Origin of the sequence: Solibacillus faecavium, assembly GCF_014836905.1 — a bacterium.
GTDB classification, from domain to species: Bacteria; Bacillota; Bacilli; order Bacillales_A; family Planococcaceae; genus Solibacillus; species Solibacillus faecavium.
The window spans coordinates 628,090-650,537 of record NZ_JACSPZ010000001.1; the positions used below are offsets into that span (position 1 = coordinate 628,090).

Consider the following 22,448-nt stretch of genomic DNA (forward strand, 5'->3'; position numbering starts at 1 on the left):
GCATGTTTTATGTTATAAACCTACGCGGCCCATGCCGTTTATAATCTTGTCCAATGTTTCGTCGATCACAGTAATCATACGCGCATTCGCATTGTATGCTTGCTGGAATGTAATCATATTTGTCATTTCTTCATCCAGCGACACCGAGTTATGAGATGCACGATTATTTTCGATTTGTAGATGTAACGTTGTTGAATTGTATTCATTTGTTACTGCTTGCTTCCCTTTTACACCAAGTTCTCCTATTAGAGATTTGTAATAAGATTGGAATGTGCCACCTTGTAAATTACCTAAAACAGCTGATTGCAATGCGGAAAGGCCGAGTATGTTTTTATTGTTACCTTCTTCTATTTTAAACATTAGTAATCCTGTTACAGGATCAACAGCTTGGGTATTGGTAGTTTGATCAATTATCGGTTCCAACCCGCCTGCCGCGGCAACTTGTTTTGGATCAGTAATTGCCACCATCATGTCTCTAGCAGTTGTTCCACCAAAAAAGTTAACTCCTTGTAGTCCTGTAAGATCTACCCCACCTGAGTGGACTGAATTAAATTGATCAATGATTTCTTTTGCCAATCCATCGATTTTTTTCATCATTTCAGGGTAAGTCCCTTGCACATTTTTAGCTGCATCTTCATAACCATACGCATCGATTAGTGCAGCTAATCTGCCTTTACTTGGTTCAAGGGCATTATGACTCACATTCTCTTCATTACGTGGGTAAACAAATTCCGGAACACTATAGTTTGGATCATAATCGCCATGAGCCGGATCTTTAGCATTTGGATTAAATGCTAGATTTGGAGTTTTAATCGGTACACTTGTCATCACAATATGAGAAAACGGTGAATAGCCTGCTGTTTGTGAATTATCCACGTCACCATCGATTTCCTTATAAACGGGATTACCTGCACCATCAAGAATCGGATTGCCTGTAGCATCTAGATCTGGTCCTACCGATGACAAACTCCCAAACTCTCTCCCTCGCACTAAATCAATTGAATTACCAGTCGCGTCTTTATACGTTATTGTCATACTTCCTTCAGCGATTGCTAGTGCATTACCGCCTGATTTTTCCAAAGATATAGAAACAGGAATAATATCGTTTAATTGATCGACTAACACATCACGCGTATCATAAAGATCATTTGGCATATATCCATTTGGCTCTACTGTTTGAATTTGCTTATTAATATCTGCAATTTGCTTCAATAAGCTATTTACTTGATCCGTTACAACATTAATCTCATTCCCAATATTCCCCTGAATTTGCTTCAGCTGGGTGTCCATATAGTTGAACGAATCAGCTAATGATTGTCCTTTTGAAATCATTACTTTACGAGCTGCTGTATCTTTAGGGTCGTCAATAACATCCTCCATTGACTTCCAAAATTCCGTAAACGCTTTGTTAATCCCAAACTCTGAAGGCTCGGCCATAATATCTTCCATCTGCGAAATTGACTTTGTTGTCGATTGCCAATAACCCAATTTATTCGTTTCTTGGCGGTATTGGCGATCCACGAATTCATCCCGAATCCGCTGAACAGAGCTTGCCTGCACACCTGTTCCGATATGCCCCGCTGTTTTCCCTGTATTTAAGCCTGTCCCTGGAAATCCTGGTGTTGTTTCCATATTAACTCGTTGACGAGAATAGCCTATTGTATTGGCATTTGAAATATTATGTCCTGTTGTATAAAGTGCTGATTGCTGCGTGTATAGGCCACGCTTACTTGCCTCAAGTCCCATAAATGTTGAACGCATTGTAGGACCTCCCTTTTAAGTATGTTTTTTAGTATTCCTTAGAAAAACAGTGGTGTGTTATAAACGCCAACACTGCCTTTGTCTATGTCGTTTTTTTATCAAAAAACGCATGTATCGCTCCCGCTGCATGCGGAAGCTTACATGCGATTAGGCTTTAAATTCATTGAACGATCGTTTTGTAATTTCTGAATTCCCGCGTATTTCAGCTCCGGAATAGTTGAACTGTTCTGTACGCTGTGGGCGCATCGCATCTAATGTGACGTTAATAAACTGTAGCGAATTAAGCACCATTTTTTGATTTAAGTCATTTTGCATTTTCAACTGATTAAGCAAGGTAACTAAACGCTCGCGTACATTTACTAATGCTTCTTTTATTTCACTGTTTTCAGCAGCATTGATTACATCGGCAACAGACGGTGTGTCAGTGAGAGCAATTCCTTTTGCTCGGAGGTAATCCGTTACCATCGACTGACGCTGTTGCTCAAGTGTATTAATTGCCGCTACATGTGCCTGTTCATTTTTTATGAGCTGATCAAGCTTTTCCATATCACCTTGCTTAATGTACTCCGTTTTCGCAAGCGCTAGCTCCAGTAGACTTTTATGCATTTTCTCTAGCTTTTCCAACGTGGCGACGATATTGGCAATTGACATGTAATTAAGCGCTCCTTATTTCTATTTTTTTGATTAACCGCGGTAAAATTTGAGCATATCTTCTGCAACTTTTTTCGCGTCTACTTTGTAATTTCCTGAATCAATATCTTCTTTTATTTGTTTCACACGCTCTGCACGTTCATTGGCATATGTTGAAGATGCCTGCATTTCTTTTGCTTTTGATGATATTTCAATATGATCTGCAAAAGTTTTTGGAGTCTCTGCGTTTTTCACCGGACGAGCCTGCTTATTATAAGTATTGATCGCCTGAACATTAATAGGATTAATTTTCATTTTATAGACCTCCCTTTCATTAAAAGCATTGTCTGTTCTTTATTTCGACTACTTCATTGAATTGTTTATGCTTTATTTGAAAAAACACTACGAATGTATTAAAGTTATAAGCTTATTTTATGAAAAATAAAAACGAAGTCCTATTGAAACGACTTCGTTTTAAGACATTATTTTTTGTCTGAAAGATATGTGGTGCGGTCACGGCGTTTAATATCATTGCGAAACTCTTGGGCTGCTTCAAATGTGCGTAATTCTGATTTCATTTCACCTTGACACTTTTCACATAGTTTCCCTTTGTTTGTTAAATGACCACAATTATCACATGGATAGCCTAGACTTGGGAATACTGCTGGGTGTAAACGACCTTTTCTCACCCATTTATATAACATTTCACGTTCGACCCCAGTCGCTTCTACAATTCGGTCTACATTCGCCGCTCGGTTTTCACGCTTACGTAAAAAGCGATAAACGATTTGGTACATATCCTCTTCCTTTTGCGCACAGTTATGGCATACCTCTCTTAATCCTGTATAATTGAAAAACGAATCACACATAGGGCAATTTCTTAATTCCGCCATAGTTCTCCTCCTATCTCATTTAACTCTCTTCATTCATTATACATATTGCCCTGTCATTTTTAATGACAACTTTCCAAACTCTTTAAAGGTAGCCATTGTTAGCCATGAATCAGTGTCAAGCCTTCCACCGCTTTTGCGCCAGCTTGCAGTAACGCTCTTTTCGCATGGTTGAAAGTTGTACCTGTCGTATAAATATCGTCCACTAAGAGTAAATTTTGATCTTTTATTGCCTTTGCATTCACTACTTCAAAGAGCTGTGGTGTCTGCAATCTCTGCTCTCTTGTTTTTAACGCTTGCTGCTCATTTGATAGCTTTACTAAATGATGGGCAAAGGGAATACTAGCTGCTTTTAGTAATTCGTCAATGTGCGAAAAGGTTCTTATTTTTAAATTTTCAGGATGCATGGGAATCGGAATAATGAGGCGTTTTTCATTTTTTAGCTGTTCATGGAGAATTCGGTTGAAAGCGTGAGCAAGAACGATATCATGTAGAAATTTATAGCGGTGCAAATAATCTTTCATCGCTTCATTATAATGGTATAAAGACACGACGCCTTCTTCCTGCTGCTTTTCGATTCGATGGAAGCGTTGTTCACAGCGAGAGCAGATTGTCTGGGGTAATGTATTTCTGAGAAGCTCTTCCCACCCGAAACTTTGGTTTAGTTCCCTTTCACAAAGTAAGCAATACTGGATAGGCTTATTCATAGCGGTTCATCTCCAGTATCTTTTTCCGCGCCTGATCCATTTCCATCGTGATACCGTGATGAAAAAATACAATATCCCCTGTCGGATACTGCACATTCCGTCCGACTCTCCCGCTAATTTGAATCAGTGCACTGGAAGTAAAAATAAGGTTTTCAGCTCCAACAACTGCTACTTGTACATTTTTTATCGTAATACCACGCTCTAATATCGTGGTCGTCAATAGGCCTTTTCTTTCTTCATTGCGTAATTGTAATACTTTCTCTTTGCGGTCAGGGTCTTCGGAATGGACACTTTCAATTGTAGGTTCGATTTGCTGAAACAGTGATGTTGCTTGTTCCATTAAATCAATGGTAGGGAAAAAAATAAGGAATGGCTGATGATTTTGAAGCCGTTGTTCTACCCAATTTTTGAGTTTTTGAGGGATTTTTTGTTTGTGAAATGCTTTTTCATAATTCCAAAGTGCCTGATACCGCGGGACAGGCAGTAACTGTCCATGAAATCTTCGTGCGATAAAGGAGTAACCCCATTTCTCATTTCTTTGCTGAATGAGTAGTTTTGTTGAAGGGGTGGCGGTCACGAAGGCAATTGGTGCATCGGCTTTTTTCGCTTTCATTACTGCACGCTGCAATGCTTCATCATATGTGTAAGGAAATGCATCGGCTTCGTCCACTATCATCACATCAAATGCATTTTCAAACCGGTAAAGCTGATGGGTCGTTGCAAGAATTAGCTGCGCAAATTGCGTGTCATTTTGTGCCCCGCCATATAGTGCATGTATCATAATATTTTGAAATACTTGTTGAAAACGAGGATAAAGCTCGAGTACTACATCTGTTCTCGGCGTTGCTACACAAACTCTTTTTCCTGCTTTAAGTGAGGCGTAGATGGGGGCGAAAAGGATCTCTGTTTTACCAGCGCCGCATACCGCGTGGATAAGGTGGTTGTGGTTTTGTTTTAAGCTAGTGAGGAGTTCATCGGCCGCTTTTTGCTGATGAACGGTTAGCTTTCCCCTCCAAGTAAATTTAACATGGGATTTCTGAATTCGAGAGCGGGGTAGCTCATTTTCCCACAGGATTAATTCATCACAGCTGCACATGCGCCCCATCGTAATGCAATGCCGACAATAGTGACACGTTTTCTGACACTTTGCACAGTGAAAAGAAATAAATTTTTGCCGTTGTTCATTTAGACAACGCCTGCATTTTAGGTTGGGCTTTGTAGTAACGGCAGAAGTAATTTCAAAATATCCTCGTATAATATAGGTTTCGATTTTAGCTGGTGGAAATGGGGTGTTGTGACGCGACCAAATTCGGCCAGTGAAGAAATTCTCGATAGCAGGTTCAGGGATGAAGCCGAAGTAGTGGGTAGGTTTTTGATATCTGGATGCGACGGAATTGGAGATTGCGTTGGGACGGAATAATCGGTAATGCTTTTTAATTGTTGATGTAGGTGTTGTGGACATTATCTTAGCTCCTTTATAGATAATTTTTGTATGAATTTCGTAATATCTAGTGTCCGGGTTACTTTTCACCCCGCAGTTTCTACTTTTTCCTGTTCACGTTCCACTTTCGGCTCAAAAGCTTCTACTTTTCTAGACTCAGGTACTACTTTTTGAATGAATTTTCTAATATCAAATGCCGGGGTTACTTTTCGCTCCGCAGTTTCTTCTGTTCACGTTCTACTTTTGACTCAAAAGTTTCTACTTTTCTTGACTCAGGTTCTACTTTTTGAATGAAGTTGTCTAATATTAAATGCCGGGGTTACTTTTCACCCTGCAGTTTCTACTTTTCCATGTTCACGTTCTACTTTATGCTCAAAAGCGTCTACTTCTCCATGCTCAGGTTCCACTTTCTGAATGAAATTTTCTAATATCTAGCACCATGGCTACTTTTCTTGCCGCAGTTTCTACTTTCCCTTGCTTATGTTCCACTTTCTGCTCAGAAGCTTCTACTTCTCGGGTTTAGGATTCCACTTTCCGAATAGTATTTTCTAAAATCAAATACCAGGGCTTCTTTTCGCGAAACAGTTTCTACTTTCCCCTCCTTACGTTCTAGTTTCTGTTCAACAGCTTCTACTTCTCTTAGCCCAGATTCTACTTTCTAAATAAAGTTTTCTAATATCTAATACCAAGGTTACTTTTCAAAGCCCCGGTTACACTTCCCGCCTCAAATTCCACTCCAAATAAAAAAAACAGCCACTCTACCAATAAGTTAGTAGTGACTGTTTGTGCATTGTTGCATTACTTTTTTATCCAGCCCATTGCAATGGCGCCTTCACCTAAGTGCGTGCCGATTACGGGACCGAAATAGCTAAGCGTGAAATCGACTGTTGGATAAGCAGCCGCTAGTGAACTCATCCATTCGCGAGCTTCATCTTGACAGTTGGCGTGAATAACTACTGCTTGAAGAGCACCATACTTTTCGACCGCTGATGCTAATTGTTCTTCTACACGGCGTATTGCTTTTTTGCGTGTGCGGATTTTTTCGAATGGGACAATTACTTTGTTCTCAAATGTTAATATTGGTTTGACTTGCAGTAAGCCACCAATTAATGCAGCTGCTGCCGATAATCGACCGCCGCGTTGCAGATGCTGTAAATCATCGACGATAATGTACTCATCCATCGTATGTTTCAATTCATTTAAGTGGGCAATGATCTGTTCCCCTGATGCACCTTCTAAAGCTAGTTTAGCCGCTTCCTTCACGTACATTCCTTGCAAATATGCCGCTACTTCCGAATCAAATGCGTAAACGTTAGTTCCTTCCACCATACCACTTGCTTGTACAGCGCCTTGGAAAGTTCCGCTAATGCCGCTTGATAAATGGATAGTTACTATCTCATCATATTCTTTTCCTATTGTTTCAAAAAGCTCAACGAATTTTCCGACTGATGGCTGTGTTGTTTTAGGGAATTCCTTAGCACCACGCACTCGGTCATAAAACTCAGAAGCTGTAATATCAATTTCTTCATCATAAAACGTTCCTTCAATATTAACACTCAATGGAATCATATGAATATTGTACGTTTTTCGTTCTTCAAGTGTTAAATAGGCTGTACTATCTGTCACAATTGCTGTTTTCATTGCTCTCCCACTCTCCTATGTTCACTAGTTTACATGAACTCTATGTAATTGTGAACGAAAAAATGCCTTTTCTGTAGAGAACTTCCCTGTTTCATCGCATTTTTGTTATATGAAAAAAACATCTCGGCGATCATTTTCGCAAGATGTTTCTTCATGTATATAAAATTTATTATTCACTGCCAATATAATAAATGCTTGATACTTTCCAGCCATCTTCATTCATAAATACAGTTACTTGACGACCAACCCCGGAAAGCTCAGCACCTGTTTTTATCTCTTTTGTTTCAGTCTTTAAATTGGAAAACACCTGTGCCTCTTCTTCACTGTAGTTTACAATTGTTATATCTTCTGCTGTACGCTTTACATCATATTGATTAAATACTGCGGATACGGCTTGGATATCTTCCTCATAATTGAAGCCTTTAGCATTTTTTGAAATAATATTTTTATAACGTTCTAAATCCTTTTCATTAAAGGCTTTTATATATTCATCAAAAGCAGATATAATATTCTTTTTTTCTTCCTCAGGAACTCCGGTAGCTTCCTGAATTGAATCACCTAAAATTTCAAAACCAACCGTACCTTCATCGATCGTTTTTTGCAATTTTTCCGGTGATGCGTCTTTTTCGTCCCCACAAGCTGCAAGTACAAATATCGACAGGACAGCTATTAACCACTTTTTCATATTTTCACAAACCTCCCGCAAAATATTTTAGCATACTACTATCTAAAATTCGATGTCCCGAACATTCTCTTAAGCATCTATAACACATATAGACGAAAGTTGTTCACAGATGTTTCTTATATTGGTGATAATCGAAGTAAATATAGCTGGGAAAATTAGCAAAACTATAAGCTTTATTAACGCAACGTACCAAATATTATTGCAAATAAAAAAACAGAGCTACCAAATTGGCTCTCTGTTTTATCATTACATAATATTATCGAACCTCTACCCAGCCATTTTTAATTGCTGTTACAACGGCTTGTGTACGGTCATTTACATTCATTTTTTGTAAAATGCTTGATACATGGTTTTTAACCGTTTTTTCCGAGATGAAAAGCGTCTCACCAATCGTACGGTTAGATTGTCCATCTGTAAGTAATTGAAGTACTTCACATTCACGCTTTGTTAATAAGTGGAATGGACGGCGAATTTCTGTTTGGTGGAAATTCCCTTTATTTTCGTGCTCAGATAAGCGGCGGAATTCCGCTACCAAGTTTTTCGTTACTTTAGGGTGCAAGTATGAACCACCATTTGAAACAACTTTAATTGCTTCCACGATTTCATCGGCATCCATCTCTTTTAGCATATAGCCTAAAGCACCTGATTTTAATGCATGTGTTACATATGATTCGTCATCGTGAATAGATAACACCATTACTTTTGCATCCGGGTATTCTGCGATTAAGTCAGCTGTCGCTTCTACACCATTTTTGCCAGGCATATTAATATCCATTAATACTACATCAGGCTGATTTCTTTCATATAGATTTACTACATCTGCTCCATCATCACCTTCAGCAACAACCTCAAATGTATCTTCAAAATCTAAAATTCGTTTTACCCCTTCACGGAATAGTTGATGATCATCAACAATAATAATTTTCGTCATAAAAAAACCCCCTGGACACTATTTAATATATCTCTTCATTTTTTGATGGTAATGGAATTTTCATTAAAATGGTAGAACCTTTACCAATATTACTACTAATTTTTATAGAGCCTTTTAATAAATCAATTCTTTCTTTCATTCCTATAATACCAAATGCTCCCTGTCGAACATTTTCCGTATCAAACCCGGATCCGTTATCTTTCACGACAACATTTATTTCGGCTTCCAACCACTCAATTTTAACAGTAATCTGAGTAGATTTTCCGTGTTTTATTGCATTATTTACACTTTCCTGCACTAAACGGAAAATCGCCACCTCATAATTAGAAGGAATTCTGCGCTCACTATTGTACGAGATGAATTGAATTTCCGTAGTCGGATTGTATTCCATCAGTGTAGATAAGTACTTTTTTAGTGTCGGGCCAATCCCTAAATCATCAAGTGCCATTGGACGTAAATCATAAATAATGCGTCGTACTTCAGATAATGCATTACGAACACTGACTTTTAAATCATTTATTTCGTTTAATGCAGCCTCTACGCCCTTTTCTCGGTATGTACGGTCAATCAGATTCGAGCGCATGAGTACATTTGCCATCATTTGTGCTGGCCCATCATGAATTTCCCGAGACAGACGCTTTCGTTCTTCTTCTTGAGCAGCAATTATTCGTATACCAAAGTCTTGCTTTATTTTTGCTTGTTCCAGCGCTGCCCCTACGTTTTTTAGATCGGTTGTTAAAAAATTTATAACAACATTTACTTGGTTGACAATATGGTCCGCTCTTTCAATCGTATCATAAAGTGTACGCAATCGTCTTTCTAAATCGTCTCGCTTATCTCTAAGTTGTTTTTCACGTTCACGGCAAATGGTAACTTCTAATTGGAGCTTGCTTGTATTTTCATAAGCCTCACGAATTTGTTGTTCGGAATGTTCATTAAAATTTCTGCTCACAACAACTAACCGTTGTCTAGATAATTGCAATTTTCTTTCTAAGTTATCACTCTCATCGATGATAATCTTTATTTCTTGACGAACAATCTCTAATTCTTGTTGCATATCTTCGAAGCTTCTTCGACTTTGTTCACTTATTATAAATATATCATCTTTGGAATTTGTAATAGTTTCTAACATTCGATTAAATATTACATCCAGCGAGGCAACATCTATTTGATTATTTTCAAGCACTTTTTCCCCACCTTACTTCCCAAGAATGCGAACTGCTCTATCTTTTTATTATATTTACTACTATTATAGTACATACATATTATAGCATTATTCAAATATTTTTTAAGTTAAATTATGACCACAAATTAAAGACACTCATGGTAAAATAAGGAGAATATATAATGAGAAATAACTATTTAACCGTAAAAGGTTACGGAGAATCGGAAATAATCATATCAAAATCACGTTTTTTGACATATGTCAATCGTGCAGAGACAGAAGAGGAAGCTCTGCTTTTTATAGAAAAAATTAAAAAAATGCATGCCGGAGCTACTCATAACTGCTCTTGCTATATGGTTGGTGAGCACGATCAAATTCAAAAAGCGAATGATGATGGGGAACCAAGTGGCACTGCAGGCGTTCCTATGTTAGAAGTTTTAAAAAAACAAGGTTTAAAAGATACGGTTGTTGTCGTAACCCGCTATTTCGGTGGCATAAAACTTGGTGGAGGCGGCTTAATCCGCGCCTATGGTAAAGCTACGACTGAAGGGATAGCCGCTGCCCAGGTTGTCGAGCGTAAATTGCATTATTTGATGAAAATTGGGATTGATTATGTATTTTTAGGGAAAATAGAGAATGAGATTCGTAGTTCGCACTATATGTTACAAGACATACTCTATGCAGAAAATGTTGAAGTTTGTGTGCACGTTCTAAAAGAGGAAGAACAGATTTTTACCGACTGGATAACGGAATTGACGAACGGTCAGGCAACTATAACAAATGAGGACGCACTGTTTATTGAGTTTTCTAAGGAGTAACGATGCTTCTGCTACTAAGGTATATATCGTTACTTTACGACAAAAGTAGATTGTAGTATATTAGATTAGATTGAAAACACTTATAATACTCGTTCTAATATAGTAACCTATCCCTAACCTAGAGGAGAATATTTATGAAAACAAGGCAAAATAAAAAGAAGGGCTCGTCGAAAATCAAAATGTTTTTCAAAGTTACGATGCTCCTTACCTTATCACTTGCAATATGCGCAAGCGCCTATGCTGTTTATTTAACAAAACAGGCTGAACATGCTGCAGATAACGCATATGAAGTGATAGAAGACCGGAAAATTTCAGAAAATCGTGAAGTAAAAGTCGAGCCGGCACAAGACAATGTTTCTATTTTAATCCTGGGTGTCGATGATAGTGAAAAGCGTGGTCAAGGCGCTGATAGCTCTCGTACAGATGCACTTTTGCTTGCCACTCTAAACAATAAAACTAAAACAGTTAAGTTAGTTAGTATTCCACGTGATTCCTACGTATACATTCCGCATATTGGAGGCAAGGATAAAATCAACCATGCCCATGCTCGTGGTGGTACACTGGCTTCTATTGAAACAGTGGAAGAATTATTCGATATTCCAATTGACTATTATGTACGTATGAACTTTAACGCCTTTATCGACATTGTTGATGCATTGGGTGGTATTGAAGCAGAAGTACCATATGCAATGCTCGAAAAAGATGAATTTGACCGAAATACGGTAAACTTACAACCAGGTTTACAGTCTTTAGATGGACGAGAAGCACTTGCACTAGCCCGAACACGTAAGCAGGATAATGATATCGAACGCGGAAAACGCCAGCAGGAAATCATTAAAGCAATCGCTACTAAAGCTTCTTCATTTACATCAATAACAAAATACGATGATATCATTTCAGCAGTTGGCAACAATATGAAAACAGACATGACATTCACTGAAATGAAATCTTTCTTCAGCTACTTAACAAACGGTATGCCTCGTATTGATACCTTAACGTTAGAAGGATATGACGATATGTCAACCGGTGTATACTACTACAAATTAGATGAAGAGGCACTGACCGAAGTAAGCCATATTTTGCAAAGTCATCTAGGAGTAAACCCTGAATCTACTAATATATCAGGTACCAGCTCCGAAACGAATTCTGCATATACAACAAAATCAAATACAGATACACAATAATCAGCCAATCTCCGTTCATTCGGAGATTGGTTTTTTATACCAATGCCACAAAATGAACTATTCCCCAAATAAAAAACAAGTAAACAGCAATCAGCCATTTACTTGTTTCGATCTTTTCATTTATTGAATATTCGTACCAGGTTGAGCAACGGTTTATAGTTTTTGCCGGCAAGACCGATAATTTCTACAAATATTTCAATTGCCACTAAAATAACAGCAATCAGTAAAATCGCGCCCCATACTTTTGCCATTGAGAAAATTACGGCTGCGAGACCAAACATAGCTGCCATCGCATAAATAATCATTACTGTTTGAGAATGAGAGAAACCTACATCCAATAAACGGTGATGTAAATGTGATTTGTCCGGGTCTGACCACTTTTTACCATTACGTAAACGACGTACAATGGCAAAGAATGTATCAGAAATTGGAACACCTAGCATAATCACAGGAATAACGAATGAAATAACTGCTACATTTTTAAAGCCTAAAAGAGCTAGTACAGAAATCATAAATCCTAAAAACAGTGCCCCGGTATCTCCCATGAAAATTTTAGCAGGATGAAAATTAAAAAACAGAAAACCGATTGTCGCTGCAGCTAAAATGGCTGCCATTGCAATTACGATACCATTCCCCATAATCATTGCCATAACCGCCAATGTAATTAAGGCAATTGTCGATACACCTGCAGCAAGTCCATCTAATCCATCGATTAAATTAATTGCATTCGTAATCCCGACAATCCAAATAATAGTAAATGGAATACCTAACCAACCAAATTCAAGTTCTCCACCAAATGGTAAGTTAATATTTTCAATTTGAATGCCACCAACAAATACAACGATACAAGCTGCAATAATTTGACCAAGCAATTTAGCCTTTGCGGAAATCTCTCGCATATCATCCACAATACCTGTAATCACAATAATTGTCGCAGCAATTAAGATCGCATATAAGTAATTACTTTGAAAGTCCGTAACAAATTTTAAAAGTAAAATTCCAATCATAAACGCGCCAAAAATTGCTAAGCCACCCAGTCTCGGCATAATGCGAGCATGCACTTTACGATAGTTTGGGGCATCTACAGCTCCAAGGCGAAAAGCCAATCGCTTCACAAGCGGAGTTAGTATAATTGCAGCAATAAAAGCTACGATTAAAGACACGTAAATCATGTCTCTCCTCCTTAATTTTTGTAGGGTCAAAACAATACGATTAATCGTAGCGTTTAAAATTCCGTAAAAACTCTACATTATTTTTCATGATTAGTATAGCACGATTACTTCATAAAATATAGATATATTTCCTCTCACTATATTTTTGTTTATTTTACATAATTTTCATATTATAGTTCTTTACCGTATGTTAGCAATGAAAAAATAAGATTTTCTAATGAAGACCATTCTGCTACGCTACGAGAAAAACGCGTTGAAGCAAGTGTTTTTTAAGTTAGCGTCCGTTTTACCCGCTTTGGGAAAGGCTTTCCTGGCAGCGTGGCTTCGTAAAGAGATAAATAGAGGAATGAATTTCCGTTATTTTTAAAATAAATTAAAAAATGATGAAAATAAGGGAAGGGAGTTCCGTTATTGACTAAAAAGCATGAAATTTCATAATTTTATTTAAAATAACGGTAAAACGTTCCCTTATTTACCCTGAAAATGAGCTACATCATTCAAATAACGGTAAATTCTTCCCTTATTTTGTTTATTTAGAAAAGAAATCCTATGTATGGTAATAAGCCTTTTAAAAAAAGACATTACTCTTTATCGTATAAATTTCCATATTATTTCTCTTATTCCTATGAATCCCCCTTTGCTCGGTAGTCTTTTTCAGCAAAATTTGATAAAATAATTGAGTGTCTACTATATTAAAGTAGCCAATTTTAAAGGAGAGTAAAATAATGTTCTCAATTTTCAAACGCAGTAAAGAGCAAACTAGTGCTCGAGAGCTAAAAAAATACTACAAAACTGTAGAGCAAATTAATAAACTCGAAGCCATATATAGTCCAATGTCAGACGACGAGCTTCGAAATATGACATTTACATTTAAAGAACGTTTAGAAAACGGCGAACAGCTTAATGACATTATCCCTGATGCATTTGCTGTTGTCCGTGAAGCTTCCAAACGTGTATTAAACATGCGCCATTTCGATGTTCAGTTGATTGGTGGTCTTGTATTAACAGAAGGTAATATTGCCGAAATGCCAACAGGCGAAGGTAAAACATTAGTTGCTTCCCTTCCTTCCTACGTACGTGCATTAGAAGGCAAAGGGGTTCACGTTATTACAGTAAATGATTACTTAGCAAAACGTGACTTCGAATTAATCGGACAAATCCACCGTTTCCTTGGTTTAACAGTTGGTCTGAACGTACCGATGATGGAACCAACAGCTAAAAAAGAAGCGTATAATGCGGATATTACATATGGTGTCGGAACGGAATTCGGTTTCGATTACTTACGTGATAACATGGCTCACACTATTGGCGACAAAGTTCAGCGTCCATACCACTTCGCTATTATTGATGAAGTAGACTCTGTTTTAATCGACGAAGCGAAAACGCCGTTGATTATTGCGGGTAAAATGGGAGCCAATGAAGAATTGCACCGCATTGCTGCTATGCTTGCCAAACGTTTCAAGCCTGAAGAAGATTATGATTTTGACGATGAAACGAAAGCAACTTCTTTAACTGATCAAGGTATTGAAAAAGTTGAAGCTGCATTTGGTATCGACAATTTGTATGACTTAGATCATCAAACTTTGTACCATTACGTTATTCAGGCAGTTCGTGCGCACGTTATGTTTGAGCTTGATGTTGATTACATCGTACGTGACGACAAAATTGAGCTAGTGGATATGTTCACAGGTCGTATTATGGAAGGTCGTTCACTTTCAGACGGTTTACACCAAGCAATCGAAGCAAAAGAAGGCGTAACGATCACTGAAGAAAACAAAGCACAAGCACAAGTTACAATTCAAAACTACTTCCGTATGTACCCGAAATTATCAGGGATGACTGGTACTGCGAAAACGCAAGAAAAAGAGATTTTGGAAGTTTACGGTATGCGCGTTATTCAAATTCCAACGAATCGTCCGCGCCGCCGTGTTGACCAGCCCGATCTCGTATTTGAAAAGATTGAGCAAAAATACGAATACGTGGCCCAGGAAGCATTACGCCGCCATGAAAAAGGTCAACCGGTATTAATCGGAACTACCTCTATTTTACAATCCGAAAAAGTCGCAAGTTACTTAAAGAAATACGGGTTGGATTTCCAATTATTAAATGCGAAAACAGTCGAGCAAGAGGTTGAATTAATCTCAGAGGCAGGACAAAAAAGCCGTATTACAGTTGCCACGAACATGGCCGGTCGTGGTACAGATATCGTATTGGGAGATGGCGTCGAAGAGCTTGGCGGTCTGTTTGTTATCGGAACAGAAAAGCACGAAAGCCGTCGTGTAGACAACCAGTTACGCGGACGTTCCGGTCGTCAAGGTGACTTAGGTGAAAGTCAATTTATCCTATCTCTTGAAGACGATATGTTCAAGCGTTTCGCAAAAGATGATGTAGAAAAATTCCGCAAAAAAATGACTACTAACGATATTGGTGTCGTGCAGAATAAAGAAGTAACAGAGTTGATCGAACGTACACAACGTATCGTTGAAGGTGCACATTTCTCTATGCGTGAATACAACTTAAAGCTTGATGATGTGATTAATGATCAGCGTCGAATTGTCTATGATTTACGCGATAAAGTATTAAAGAATGAAGATATAATTCCTTTACTAATTCGAATGATGTATGAAACAGTGGACTTTGCAGTTCGTGAAAATGCCCCAGAAGATAAGGATGTTATTGAATGGGATTTCGATAAAATGGAGAAAACAGTAAACTCTCTATTTATTGAACCTGTCATAGTAAATCGCGATGAAACAAAAGTGAAAAATTTACTTGATGCAATGGATCCTCCTGTAAAACAGTTAAAGGCTGTAATCGAAAGCTTTGAGGAAAACGAACAAATTATGTCAGTTATTCCAAAGGTAATGCTAAGCTATATCGATCATATGTGGGTGAAACATTTAGAGCAAATGGCGCATTTAAAAGAAGGTATTGGCTTACGTCATTACCAACAAGAAGACCCAATGAGAATTTACCAACGCGAAGGGCTAGAACTATTTGGTAAAAACTATCAGGAGCTTCGTCGCACAATTGTGGAAGAACTTGTTGCATTTATGAAAAATATTACGATGAATGTGGAGGAATAACAGAATGGGTTTATTCGATTTATTTAAAAAAGGTGACAAAGTAGGTAAAGATAGTGCTGTTGATTCATCATCAGTCGTAGAAACATCTGGTAAAGCTTCTAAAAAAGATGAAAATCGTGATGTCATTACAAAATTATCTTTCCATCCTGAATGGGATGTACCGCAAGAACAAAAATATGTATTTAATTTCTTAGCAAATGATTTAGCACCATTAAAACCAAATCAATTATCATTATCGGCAATTAATATTGAGCCTTCTATGTCTAACGGTTCATGGAATGTAAAAGCATTTTTCCGTTCTTCATTATCCGAAGCAATTGAATTAGGCGATATTGAATTATTAATTTTAGATAAAGATGACAACCGTCTAGCTTCACACTATTTTGACTTCAAAGAGCTAGGCGTAATTCCGGCAGAAAGTGCACGTCCATGGATTTTCAATTTCCCTGCTTCTTCCATTTCAGCAGACGAAGTACCAGAAGAAGGCTGGAAGATTTCATTCAACTTATTATCATTGCGTGGTCATCAATTAGACTTGGATGATACATGGAAAAAACAATTACCAAAGGATCAGCAAGAAAAGCTTGCAGAAATCGTAAAAACTTTACCGAAATTAGGAAAAACAGAAGTTAACTTTACAGGATTACAAGCTAAGATGAACAATGACGGTAGCTTACATGCATCTATCTTTATCCGTAATGGTCATGATAAAGCGATTAATCTGGAACAATTACCACTTGAAATTATGGATGCCCGTAATGTTGTTGTAGCAAAAGGCTCATTCAAATTAGATCCTGTCTTATCTGTACAGCCGAATACGACAAAGCCTTGGACATTTATTTTCCCGAAAGAATTAGTTACTGTTAAAGGAATTGATCTTTCCCGCTGGACAGCCCGTGTACCACAATAGAAATTAATTATCATACACAGCATTCGGAATTTATATTCATTTTCGAATGCTGTGTTTTTTAGTGTGTGAGGATTTAATTAGCAATATAGCTGTAGCGGAGACTTTTATGCGTCCGATTTTTATTAGCCTCTTTCTTTTGAAATGTAGAAACTTTCTTACCAAATGTTGAAGCCTTCCCATCTAATGTGGAAACCTGATTCCCTTATGTTGAACACTTCGCTTCAAAAGTAGAACGACCGCTTCATATGCGCCACTCCCATGAAAAGTAGCTACTTTTTTGCCGAATGCAGATACTTTTTCACGTAATTTAGAGGTTCGCCTCCCTTATGTAGACAACCTCCTCCCTCCTTCCAGAAAACTTAAACTCAAATAAAAAATCCCCCACTCTAGTAAAAGAGTGAGAGATCTATATATGCAGTATGTTAGTAGTATGTATAAGCTATGTATTATTCTGCTTCTGGTGTGTTATCAACATCTGAATCATCTTCTGTAGCTGCTGCGATTGCTTCTGCTGTAGAGAAGTTAGCCACGCGTTTTGCGCCTACATATTTATTACCCCAGTAATATTTGTCGTTAATACTTGTTTTAATAACACCCTTGCTTGTCGATGCATGGATAAATTTACCTGAGCCAATATAAATCCCTACATGAGAGACACGTTTACCAGATGTATTGAAAAATACTAAATCCCCCGGCTCCAATTCACTTTTCTTTACTGAAGTTCCTTGATTGTACATATCTGAAGATGTACGTTCTAGGGAAGTAATACCTAGTTCTTTAAATACGTGACGTACATAGCCTGAGCAATCAAAACCTTTTGCTGATGTACCGCCGTATGAATAACGTACCCCTATATACTTAGAAGAGATTTCTTTCAGCTCTTCAACGGAGTAAGCTGATTCCGCAGAAGCTTCGTTTTCATTCAATGGTGTGAAGAAAATGACGAAGGCTGCTGCCAAAGTTAGTACCGAATTGCGTATTAATTTAAAGTAATCCATCGTGTTCCCCCAACATCAATTAATTTTCTGAAAACTTAACTGATATCAGATTAACATGATAATACAGAATATAACATTACAGTTCTGTAACAATAAGGTTACATATACCCTATTCCGTCATTCTTTAAACTCATAATAAAAACCTATTTATAATAGAGGTTTAGAACTATACTACTAAAAATCGAAGCTATTTTTTTGTAACAATTACCTTAAATTGACGTCTATGTTGTAATAATTGTAATATTAAGGTTCGGTTATGTAATAGAAAAAGAACTAGTAAACGACATACTACGTGTATTTATTAGTTCTTTTTCTAAATTATTTTAAATTATTTAGTCGTTTATAAGCAACAAAGCGTTCTGACCAGTATTTTTCATTAACATTTGAAATCGTGATTCCTTTAGAACCAGCATGTATAAATTCATCATTCCCCAAATAAATCCCCATATGAGAAATAGTCGGAATAAAGGTGTTTTTGAAAAACACTAAATCTCCTGGCACCGGTTGCGCTACCTTCGTTGTATCCTGCTCGAAATACATAAGACTACTTTTACGATCCATTTGTATACCTACTGAATTGAATACAAAGTTTACGAAGCCACTGCAGTCAAAACCTTCAATAGTTGTCCCGCCATATTTATAAGGGGTACCTATTGTTCCATTTGCAATAGCAATGGCATGAGTATATAAAGCTTCCGTCTGATGCGAAACAGTACCAGGTAAGGCAAGTTCCCTGCTTAATTGCTTCTCAATCACTTCATCTGCGGTTTGTTTAAAGTTAATTTCGGCTTCGACGTTAGCGGCAGTCGGTGCTTCAACAGCTTGATCCTTTTTAGCTTGTGTGCCAATTGCAAGCTTTTGTCCGACTTTGATGGCATCAGAATTCAAGTTATTCCATTGCTTTAAACTTACAATCGATACATTATACTTTTTAGCAATATTTGTTAAATTATCACCTTTAGCTACTGTATGAAAATGAGCGCTTTCTGGCACTTTCACCTTTTCTTCTACAACAGAAATTGCTTTAACTTTACTTATTCCGGTTGTAGTAACAGTATTCTTAATAGGAGCTACTACTAGTTTTTGTGCTATGTAAATCCGATCTTCAGTTAGTTTATTCCATTGTTTCAGCTGATGTATTGTCGTGTTGTGGGCTTTCGCAATTTTTGTTAATGTATCACCCTTTTTTACCGAATAAGAAGGTGCGGCTTCTACAGTTGGCGTTACTAGTAAGGCTGTCGAAAATACTATTCCCGTTAGCATTACCTTCCATTTAATATTCATTTGGAAAACTCCTCCTTCTACTATGAAACTCCTAATCAAATCTATTTTACTTAATTTACAATAGAGGAAACAACATGCCAATAGATAGAATAACAATAAAAATATTAACAAATTATGAATATTATTATACTTCATTACCTATTAAGTGTTAATTGAATTTTGTCCAAATTGCGTAAATTAAGGTACAGGGTAAATTTACCTTGCTCGTTATACTTGTTTTTTACTATTTTTATGATAGAATTAATTTCTGTGAAAAGATTTAAATTTTTAGAAAGTTTTGTATTTTCAAATTAAAAGGAGTTCAGTCAACATGAGTAACAAGACAAGTTTTATTCGTGATAATATCGCGGTAGGTTTTATGTTATTTGCGCTTTTCCTAGGTGCAGGTAATATCATATTCCCGCCCCAATTAGGTCAAATGGCAGGGGAAAATATACTAATATCTATGATTGGATTTTTAATAACAGGAGTAGGGCTACCTCTTTTGGGTATAATTGCCGTTGCAAAAAATGGCGGTGATTTGGAAGTATTAGCAGGTCGTATTAATCCATATTTCGGAATCATCTTTACTTCTATTATTTATTTATCTATTGGACCATTCTTTGCGATTCCGCGAACAGGTGCCGTATCTTATTCAATCGGGGTTGCACCATTTTTATCTGATACAATGCAGGAAAGCTGGGTCCCATTATTTATTACAACTATCTTATTTTTCGGATTAACATTCTACTTAGCATACAATCCGACAAAAATAGTCGATCGTGTAGGGAAAATTTTAACACCGGCTCTTTTAATCGTTATTTGTTTCCTTGCGATTAAAGCGATTATTACTCCAATGGGTGAGATTGGTGAGTCACAAGGCGCATATATAAATAATGCTTTCGGTGAATCATTCATACAAGGCTATTTAACGATGGATGTACTTGCCTCATTAGTATTTGGTATTGTAATCATTCAATCTTTAGTAGCTCGAGGAGTAACTGAAAAAGCACAACAAATTAAAATCACTGTCTTTGCAGGCATTGTCGCTGCACTTGGGTTAGCCTTTGTATATGTATCATTAGGATATATCGGAGTGACGAGTACTTCAGCTATTGGCTTCCATAAAGATGGCGGAACTATTATCTCATTAGCTGCACAACAACTTTACGGTCAAGCAGGTAATATTATTTTATCGGCAGTCATCATTTTAGCGTGTTTAACAACATCAGTTGGTTTGTTATCGGCAAATGCGACTTTCTTCCATAAAATTTTCCCTAAAGTTTCTTATCAAGTGTATTTAGTTATTTTTGCGCTATTCAGTTTCGGTGTTTCAAACTTTGGCCTAGAAGATTTAATTAACTTATCATTACCAGTATTAGTAGCGATTTATCCATTTGCTATTGTGCTTATGTTATTCGCACTATTCGGTAACTTATTTAACCATGCACCGAGCGTTTATGGCATGGCATTAATATTTACAGGAATTGTTGCGATTTATGATGGCATAAAACAAGCTGGTTTTGAAATTGAAGCCTATGATAACTTCCTATCAATATTCCCATTATACGAGCAAGGTATCGCATGGGTTGTCCCAGCATTGGTCGGCGGGGTTATCGGCTACATTATGTACTTAGTAAAACGAAAATAAGTGTGATGATAAAGAGGGTACGTTAAAAGTGGAAACTTTTAATGTACCCTCTTTAACTATGGCGTATAATAGAAATAACAATAATATGGAAGTTATTCTATTCCCATTATTCCACAAAAATAAATTAATGAGGTGGACTCATGATAAAAAAGCATTTGTCAGCACTGCTATTTTCCATTTTGTGCTTAACAATTCCATTTACTGTGCTCGCTGCTCCTCTGGAGGAAGCAAAGCAAATCGTGAAGGAAAACTATGTCGGCACAATCAATGGTGATATCAACCGCGCAACAAGTATCGAGCAACTAATGAATATGCTCGACCCATATTCAACCTACTTTACCGTAGAGGAATTTGAAGAATTCATTAATGGCGTTGAGCTTACTTCAGTCGGAATAGGCGTAGTCATTGAAAAAGTAGAAAAAGGTATTTTAATTACCGAGGTTATTGAGGGAGGCAGTGCAAAAAGTGCTGGCTTAAAAGTAGGTGACATTATTACTGAAGTCGATGGCGTGTCTACTCCCCCCCTTACAATCGATCAAGCCTCTTCCCGTATTAAAGGAGCGGAAAAAACTACAGTCTCTTTAACGTTATTACGTGAAGATGGTACCACTTTAAAAAAGAATTTAACACGTAAAGCTTTTTCAATGCCAAATGTAGAGACGAAGATTTTATATGGAAACACCGGCTATATTTCCTTAAACTCATTTTCAAATGATACTGCCAGCTTAGTAACAAAAGCGATTCGTGATTTGAAAAATAAAGGAGCCAAAACGTTTATATTTGATTTACAAAATAATGGTGGGGGTTATGTGACCGCAGCAGAGCAGCTCATTGGAATGTTCCCCCATGCTATTTATGCTTACAAAATTACCGAAGCTACCGGAACTTCCAATGTCCGTTCTATTAAACAGTCCAGTACATTCCCAGCTGATACGAAGTTACTCATAAATAAATTTAGTGCCAGCTCATCGGAAATGACAGCAGCCGCACTTTTGGATCAAAAGTCCGCAATATTATATGGGCAAACAACGTATGGAAAAGGCTCAATGCAGGGGTTTTATGAACTTGAAGATGGCAGCTTCCTAAAATTAACGGTTGGCCATTTCTACGGTCCAAATGGTACGAAAATTAACGAGGTTGGAGTAAAACCGAATATACAAACTGTGAGTAATCCACTCTTCAAAGCTCATTACGATACAATTGCATCTAACTTAAACAATTATAAAGAAATAACATCCTTAAAAAACGTACCATTAAATAAAACATTTAAAATCAACTTTTCTGATAATCTTGCTAAATCAATTGATACGACATCAATAGACTTAGTTGAACTTGGCGGGAACATTGTTGAAACATCCTATAAAGTATCAGGGCGACAGCTTCTAGTCACACCTAAAAATGAGTTAACAGCCGGAAAAGAGTATGCCTTAATTATTCATCCAAAAGTTAAAGGAGAAAAAGGCAATAAATTAAAAACAGGTATTTACTTGCACGTTACAACAAAATAAAAGAACA

Annotated in this window: 19 protein-coding genes; 6 read left to right on the forward strand and 13 right to left on the reverse strand. The window is 37.2% G+C overall.

What is annotated here, in order from left to right; all coding sequences use genetic code 11:
• Nucleotides 1–12: 12 nt before the first annotated feature.
• The 10 genes from flgK to H9635_RS03175 form a co-directional block, all read right to left on the reverse strand.
• Nucleotides 13–1,761 (reverse strand): flagellar hook-associated protein FlgK, encoded by a 1,749-nt coding sequence (flgK, locus tag H9635_RS03130; protein ID WP_191698678.1) that lies wholly within the window; start codon nt 1,759–1,761, stop codon nt 13–15.
• Nucleotides 1,762–1,908: 147 nt separating this feature from the next.
• Nucleotides 1,909–2,412, reverse strand: a complete 504-nt coding sequence (locus tag H9635_RS03135) for a flagellar protein FlgN (RefSeq protein ID WP_191698679.1) — start codon at nt 2,410–2,412, stop codon at nt 1,909–1,911.
• 33 nt (nt 2,413–2,445) lie between these two features.
• Nucleotides 2,446–2,706: a flagellar biosynthesis anti-sigma factor FlgM gene (gene flgM / locus H9635_RS03140; protein ID WP_191698680.1), complete on the reverse strand. Its 261-nt coding sequence runs from the start codon at nt 2,704–2,706 to the stop codon at nt 2,446–2,448.
• Between the two features lie 167 nt (nt 2,707–2,873).
• Nucleotides 2,874–3,284: a TIGR03826 family flagellar region protein gene (locus tag H9635_RS03145; protein WP_191698681.1), complete on the reverse strand. Its 411-nt coding sequence runs from the start codon at nt 3,282–3,284 to the stop codon at nt 2,874–2,876.
• Between the two features lie 98 nt (nt 3,285–3,382).
• Nucleotides 3,383–3,988, reverse strand: a complete 606-nt coding sequence (locus H9635_RS03150; protein ID WP_191698682.1) for a ComF family protein — start codon at nt 3,986–3,988, stop codon at nt 3,383–3,385.
• Nucleotides 3,981–5,093, reverse strand: a complete 1,113-nt coding sequence (locus H9635_RS03155; protein WP_225231075.1) for a DEAD/DEAH box helicase — start codon at nt 5,091–5,093, stop codon at nt 3,981–3,983. Before H9635_RS03155 ends, H9635_RS03150 begins: the two co-directional genes overlap by 8 nt.
• 1,134 nt (nt 5,094–6,227) lie before the next feature.
• A complete protein-coding gene (locus tag H9635_RS03160; protein WP_191698684.1) occupies nt 6,228–7,070 on the reverse strand; it encodes a DegV family protein in 843 nt (280 codons plus the stop codon).
• 169 nt (nt 7,071–7,239) lie between these two features.
• Nucleotides 7,240–7,755, reverse strand: a complete 516-nt coding sequence (locus tag H9635_RS03165; protein ID WP_191698685.1) for a nuclear transport factor 2 family protein — start codon at nt 7,753–7,755, stop codon at nt 7,240–7,242.
• A 256-nt stretch (nt 7,756–8,011) separates the two neighbouring features.
• Nucleotides 8,012–8,686: a response regulator transcription factor gene (locus H9635_RS03170; RefSeq protein WP_191698686.1), complete on the reverse strand. Its 675-nt coding sequence runs from the start codon at nt 8,684–8,686 to the stop codon at nt 8,012–8,014.
• A 22-nt stretch (nt 8,687–8,708) separates the two neighbouring features.
• Nucleotides 8,709–9,872 (reverse strand): sensor histidine kinase, encoded by a 1,164-nt coding sequence (locus tag H9635_RS03175; protein WP_191698687.1) that lies wholly within the window; start codon nt 9,870–9,872, stop codon nt 8,709–8,711.
• 161 nt (nt 9,873–10,033) lie between these two features.
• Between H9635_RS03175 and H9635_RS03180 the strand changes: the two genes are divergently transcribed.
• Together H9635_RS03180 and H9635_RS03185 are read left to right on the forward strand one after the other, a co-directional pair.
• Nucleotides 10,034–10,669, forward strand: a complete 636-nt coding sequence (locus tag H9635_RS03180) for a YigZ family protein (protein ID WP_191698688.1) — start codon at nt 10,034–10,036, stop codon at nt 10,667–10,669.
• Nucleotides 10,670–10,803: 134 nt separating this feature from the next.
• Entirely contained in the window at nt 10,804–11,853 is a 1,050-nt protein-coding gene (locus H9635_RS03185; protein WP_191698689.1) for an LCP family protein, read from the forward strand.
• Between the two features lie 116 nt (nt 11,854–11,969).
• Here H9635_RS03185 and H9635_RS03190 read toward each other — a convergent pair whose 3' ends face one another.
• On the reverse strand, nt 11,970–13,025 hold the full coding sequence (locus tag H9635_RS03190; RefSeq protein ID WP_191698690.1) for a glycosyltransferase family 4 protein: 1,056 nt from the start codon (nt 13,023–13,025) through the stop codon (nt 11,970–11,972).
• 725 nt (nt 13,026–13,750) lie between these two features.
• Here H9635_RS03190 and secA2 point away from each other — a divergent pair.
• Nucleotides 13,751–16,111: an accessory Sec system translocase SecA2 gene (secA2, locus tag H9635_RS03195; protein WP_191698691.1), complete on the forward strand. Its 2,361-nt coding sequence runs from the start codon at nt 13,751–13,753 to the stop codon at nt 16,109–16,111.
• Nucleotides 16,112–16,115: 4 nt separating this feature from the next.
• The gene (locus tag H9635_RS03200; protein WP_191698692.1) at nt 16,116–17,021 is read left to right on the forward strand and encodes an accessory Sec system S-layer assembly protein; all 906 of its coding nucleotides are present in this window, start codon (nt 16,116–16,118) and stop codon (nt 17,019–17,021) included.
• 446 nt (nt 17,022–17,467) lie between these two features.
• Here the strand turns inward: H9635_RS03200 and H9635_RS03205 are convergent, their stop codons facing one another.
• Nucleotides 17,468–18,019, reverse strand: coding sequence for a C40 family peptidase (locus tag H9635_RS03205; protein WP_191698693.1), 552 nt, complete (start codon nt 18,017–18,019; stop codon nt 17,468–17,470).
• Nucleotides 18,020–18,337: 318 nt separating this feature from the next.
• Nucleotides 18,338–19,303, reverse strand: coding sequence for a C40 family peptidase (locus H9635_RS03210; protein WP_191698694.1), 966 nt, complete (start codon nt 19,301–19,303; stop codon nt 18,338–18,340).
• Between the two features lie 310 nt (nt 19,304–19,613).
• Between H9635_RS03210 and brnQ the strand changes: the two genes are divergently transcribed.
• Together brnQ and H9635_RS03220 are read left to right on the forward strand one after the other, a co-directional pair.
• Nucleotides 19,614–20,933: a branched-chain amino acid transport system II carrier protein gene (brnQ, locus tag H9635_RS03215; RefSeq protein WP_191698695.1), complete on the forward strand. Its 1,320-nt coding sequence runs from the start codon at nt 19,614–19,616 to the stop codon at nt 20,931–20,933.
• Nucleotides 20,934–21,073: 140 nt separating this feature from the next.
• Entirely contained in the window at nt 21,074–22,441 is a 1,368-nt protein-coding gene (locus tag H9635_RS03220; RefSeq protein ID WP_191698696.1) for a S41 family peptidase, read from the forward strand.
• The last annotated feature ends 7 nt before the right edge of the window (nt 22,442–22,448 follow it).

Excerpts from the sequence above, each read along its gene's own strand:
- H9635_RS03165 (WP_191698685.1), bottom strand. The coding sequence starts at position 7,755 with ATGAAAAAGTGGTTAATAGCTGTCCTGTCGATATTTGTACTTGCAGCT.
- H9635_RS03160 (WP_191698684.1), bottom strand. The coding sequence starts at position 7,070 with ATGAAAACAGCAATTGTGACAGATAGTACAGCCTATTTAACACTTGAA.
- H9635_RS03190 (WP_191698690.1), bottom strand. The coding sequence starts at position 13,025 with ATGATTTACGTGTCTTTAATCGTAGCTTTTATTGCTGCAATTATACTA.
- H9635_RS03135 (WP_191698679.1), bottom strand. The coding sequence starts at position 2,412 with ATGTCAATTGCCAATATCGTCGCCACGTTGGAAAAGCTAGAGAAAATG.
- H9635_RS03220 (WP_191698696.1), top strand. The coding sequence starts at position 21,074 with ATGATAAAAAAGCATTTGTCAGCACTGCTATTTTCCATTTTGTGCTTA.
- H9635_RS03200 (WP_191698692.1), top strand. The coding sequence starts at position 16,116 with ATGGGTTTATTCGATTTATTTAAAAAAGGTGACAAAGTAGGTAAAGAT.
- flgK (WP_191698678.1), bottom strand. The coding sequence starts at position 1,761 with ATGCGTTCAACATTTATGGGACTTGAGGCAAGTAAGCGTGGCCTATAC.
- brnQ (WP_191698695.1), top strand. The coding sequence starts at position 19,614 with ATGAGTAACAAGACAAGTTTTATTCGTGATAATATCGCGGTAGGTTTT.
- H9635_RS03180 (WP_191698688.1), top strand. The coding sequence starts at position 10,034 with ATGAGAAATAACTATTTAACCGTAAAAGGTTACGGAGAATCGGAAATA.
- H9635_RS03145 (WP_191698681.1), bottom strand. The coding sequence starts at position 3,284 with ATGGCGGAATTAAGAAATTGCCCTATGTGTGATTCGTTTTTCAATTAT.
- flgM (WP_191698680.1), bottom strand. The coding sequence starts at position 2,706 with ATGAAAATTAATCCTATTAATGTTCAGGCGATCAATACTTATAATAAG.
- H9635_RS03205 (WP_191698693.1), bottom strand. The coding sequence starts at position 18,019 with ATGGATTACTTTAAATTAATACGCAATTCGGTACTAACTTTGGCAGCA.
- H9635_RS03155 (WP_225231075.1), bottom strand. The coding sequence starts at position 5,093 with ATGGGGCGCATGTGCAGCTGTGATGAATTAATCCTGTGGGAAAATGAG.
- H9635_RS03185 (WP_191698689.1), top strand. The coding sequence starts at position 10,804 with ATGAAAACAAGGCAAAATAAAAAGAAGGGCTCGTCGAAAATCAAAATG.
- secA2 (WP_191698691.1), top strand. The coding sequence starts at position 13,751 with ATGTTCTCAATTTTCAAACGCAGTAAAGAGCAAACTAGTGCTCGAGAG.
- H9635_RS03150 (WP_191698682.1), bottom strand. The coding sequence starts at position 3,988 with ATGAATAAGCCTATCCAGTATTGCTTACTTTGTGAAAGGGAACTAAAC.
- H9635_RS03170 (WP_191698686.1), bottom strand. The coding sequence starts at position 8,686 with ATGACGAAAATTATTATTGTTGATGATCATCAACTATTCCGTGAAGGG.
- H9635_RS03210 (WP_191698694.1), bottom strand. The coding sequence starts at position 19,303 with ATGAATATTAAATGGAAGGTAATGCTAACGGGAATAGTATTTTCGACA.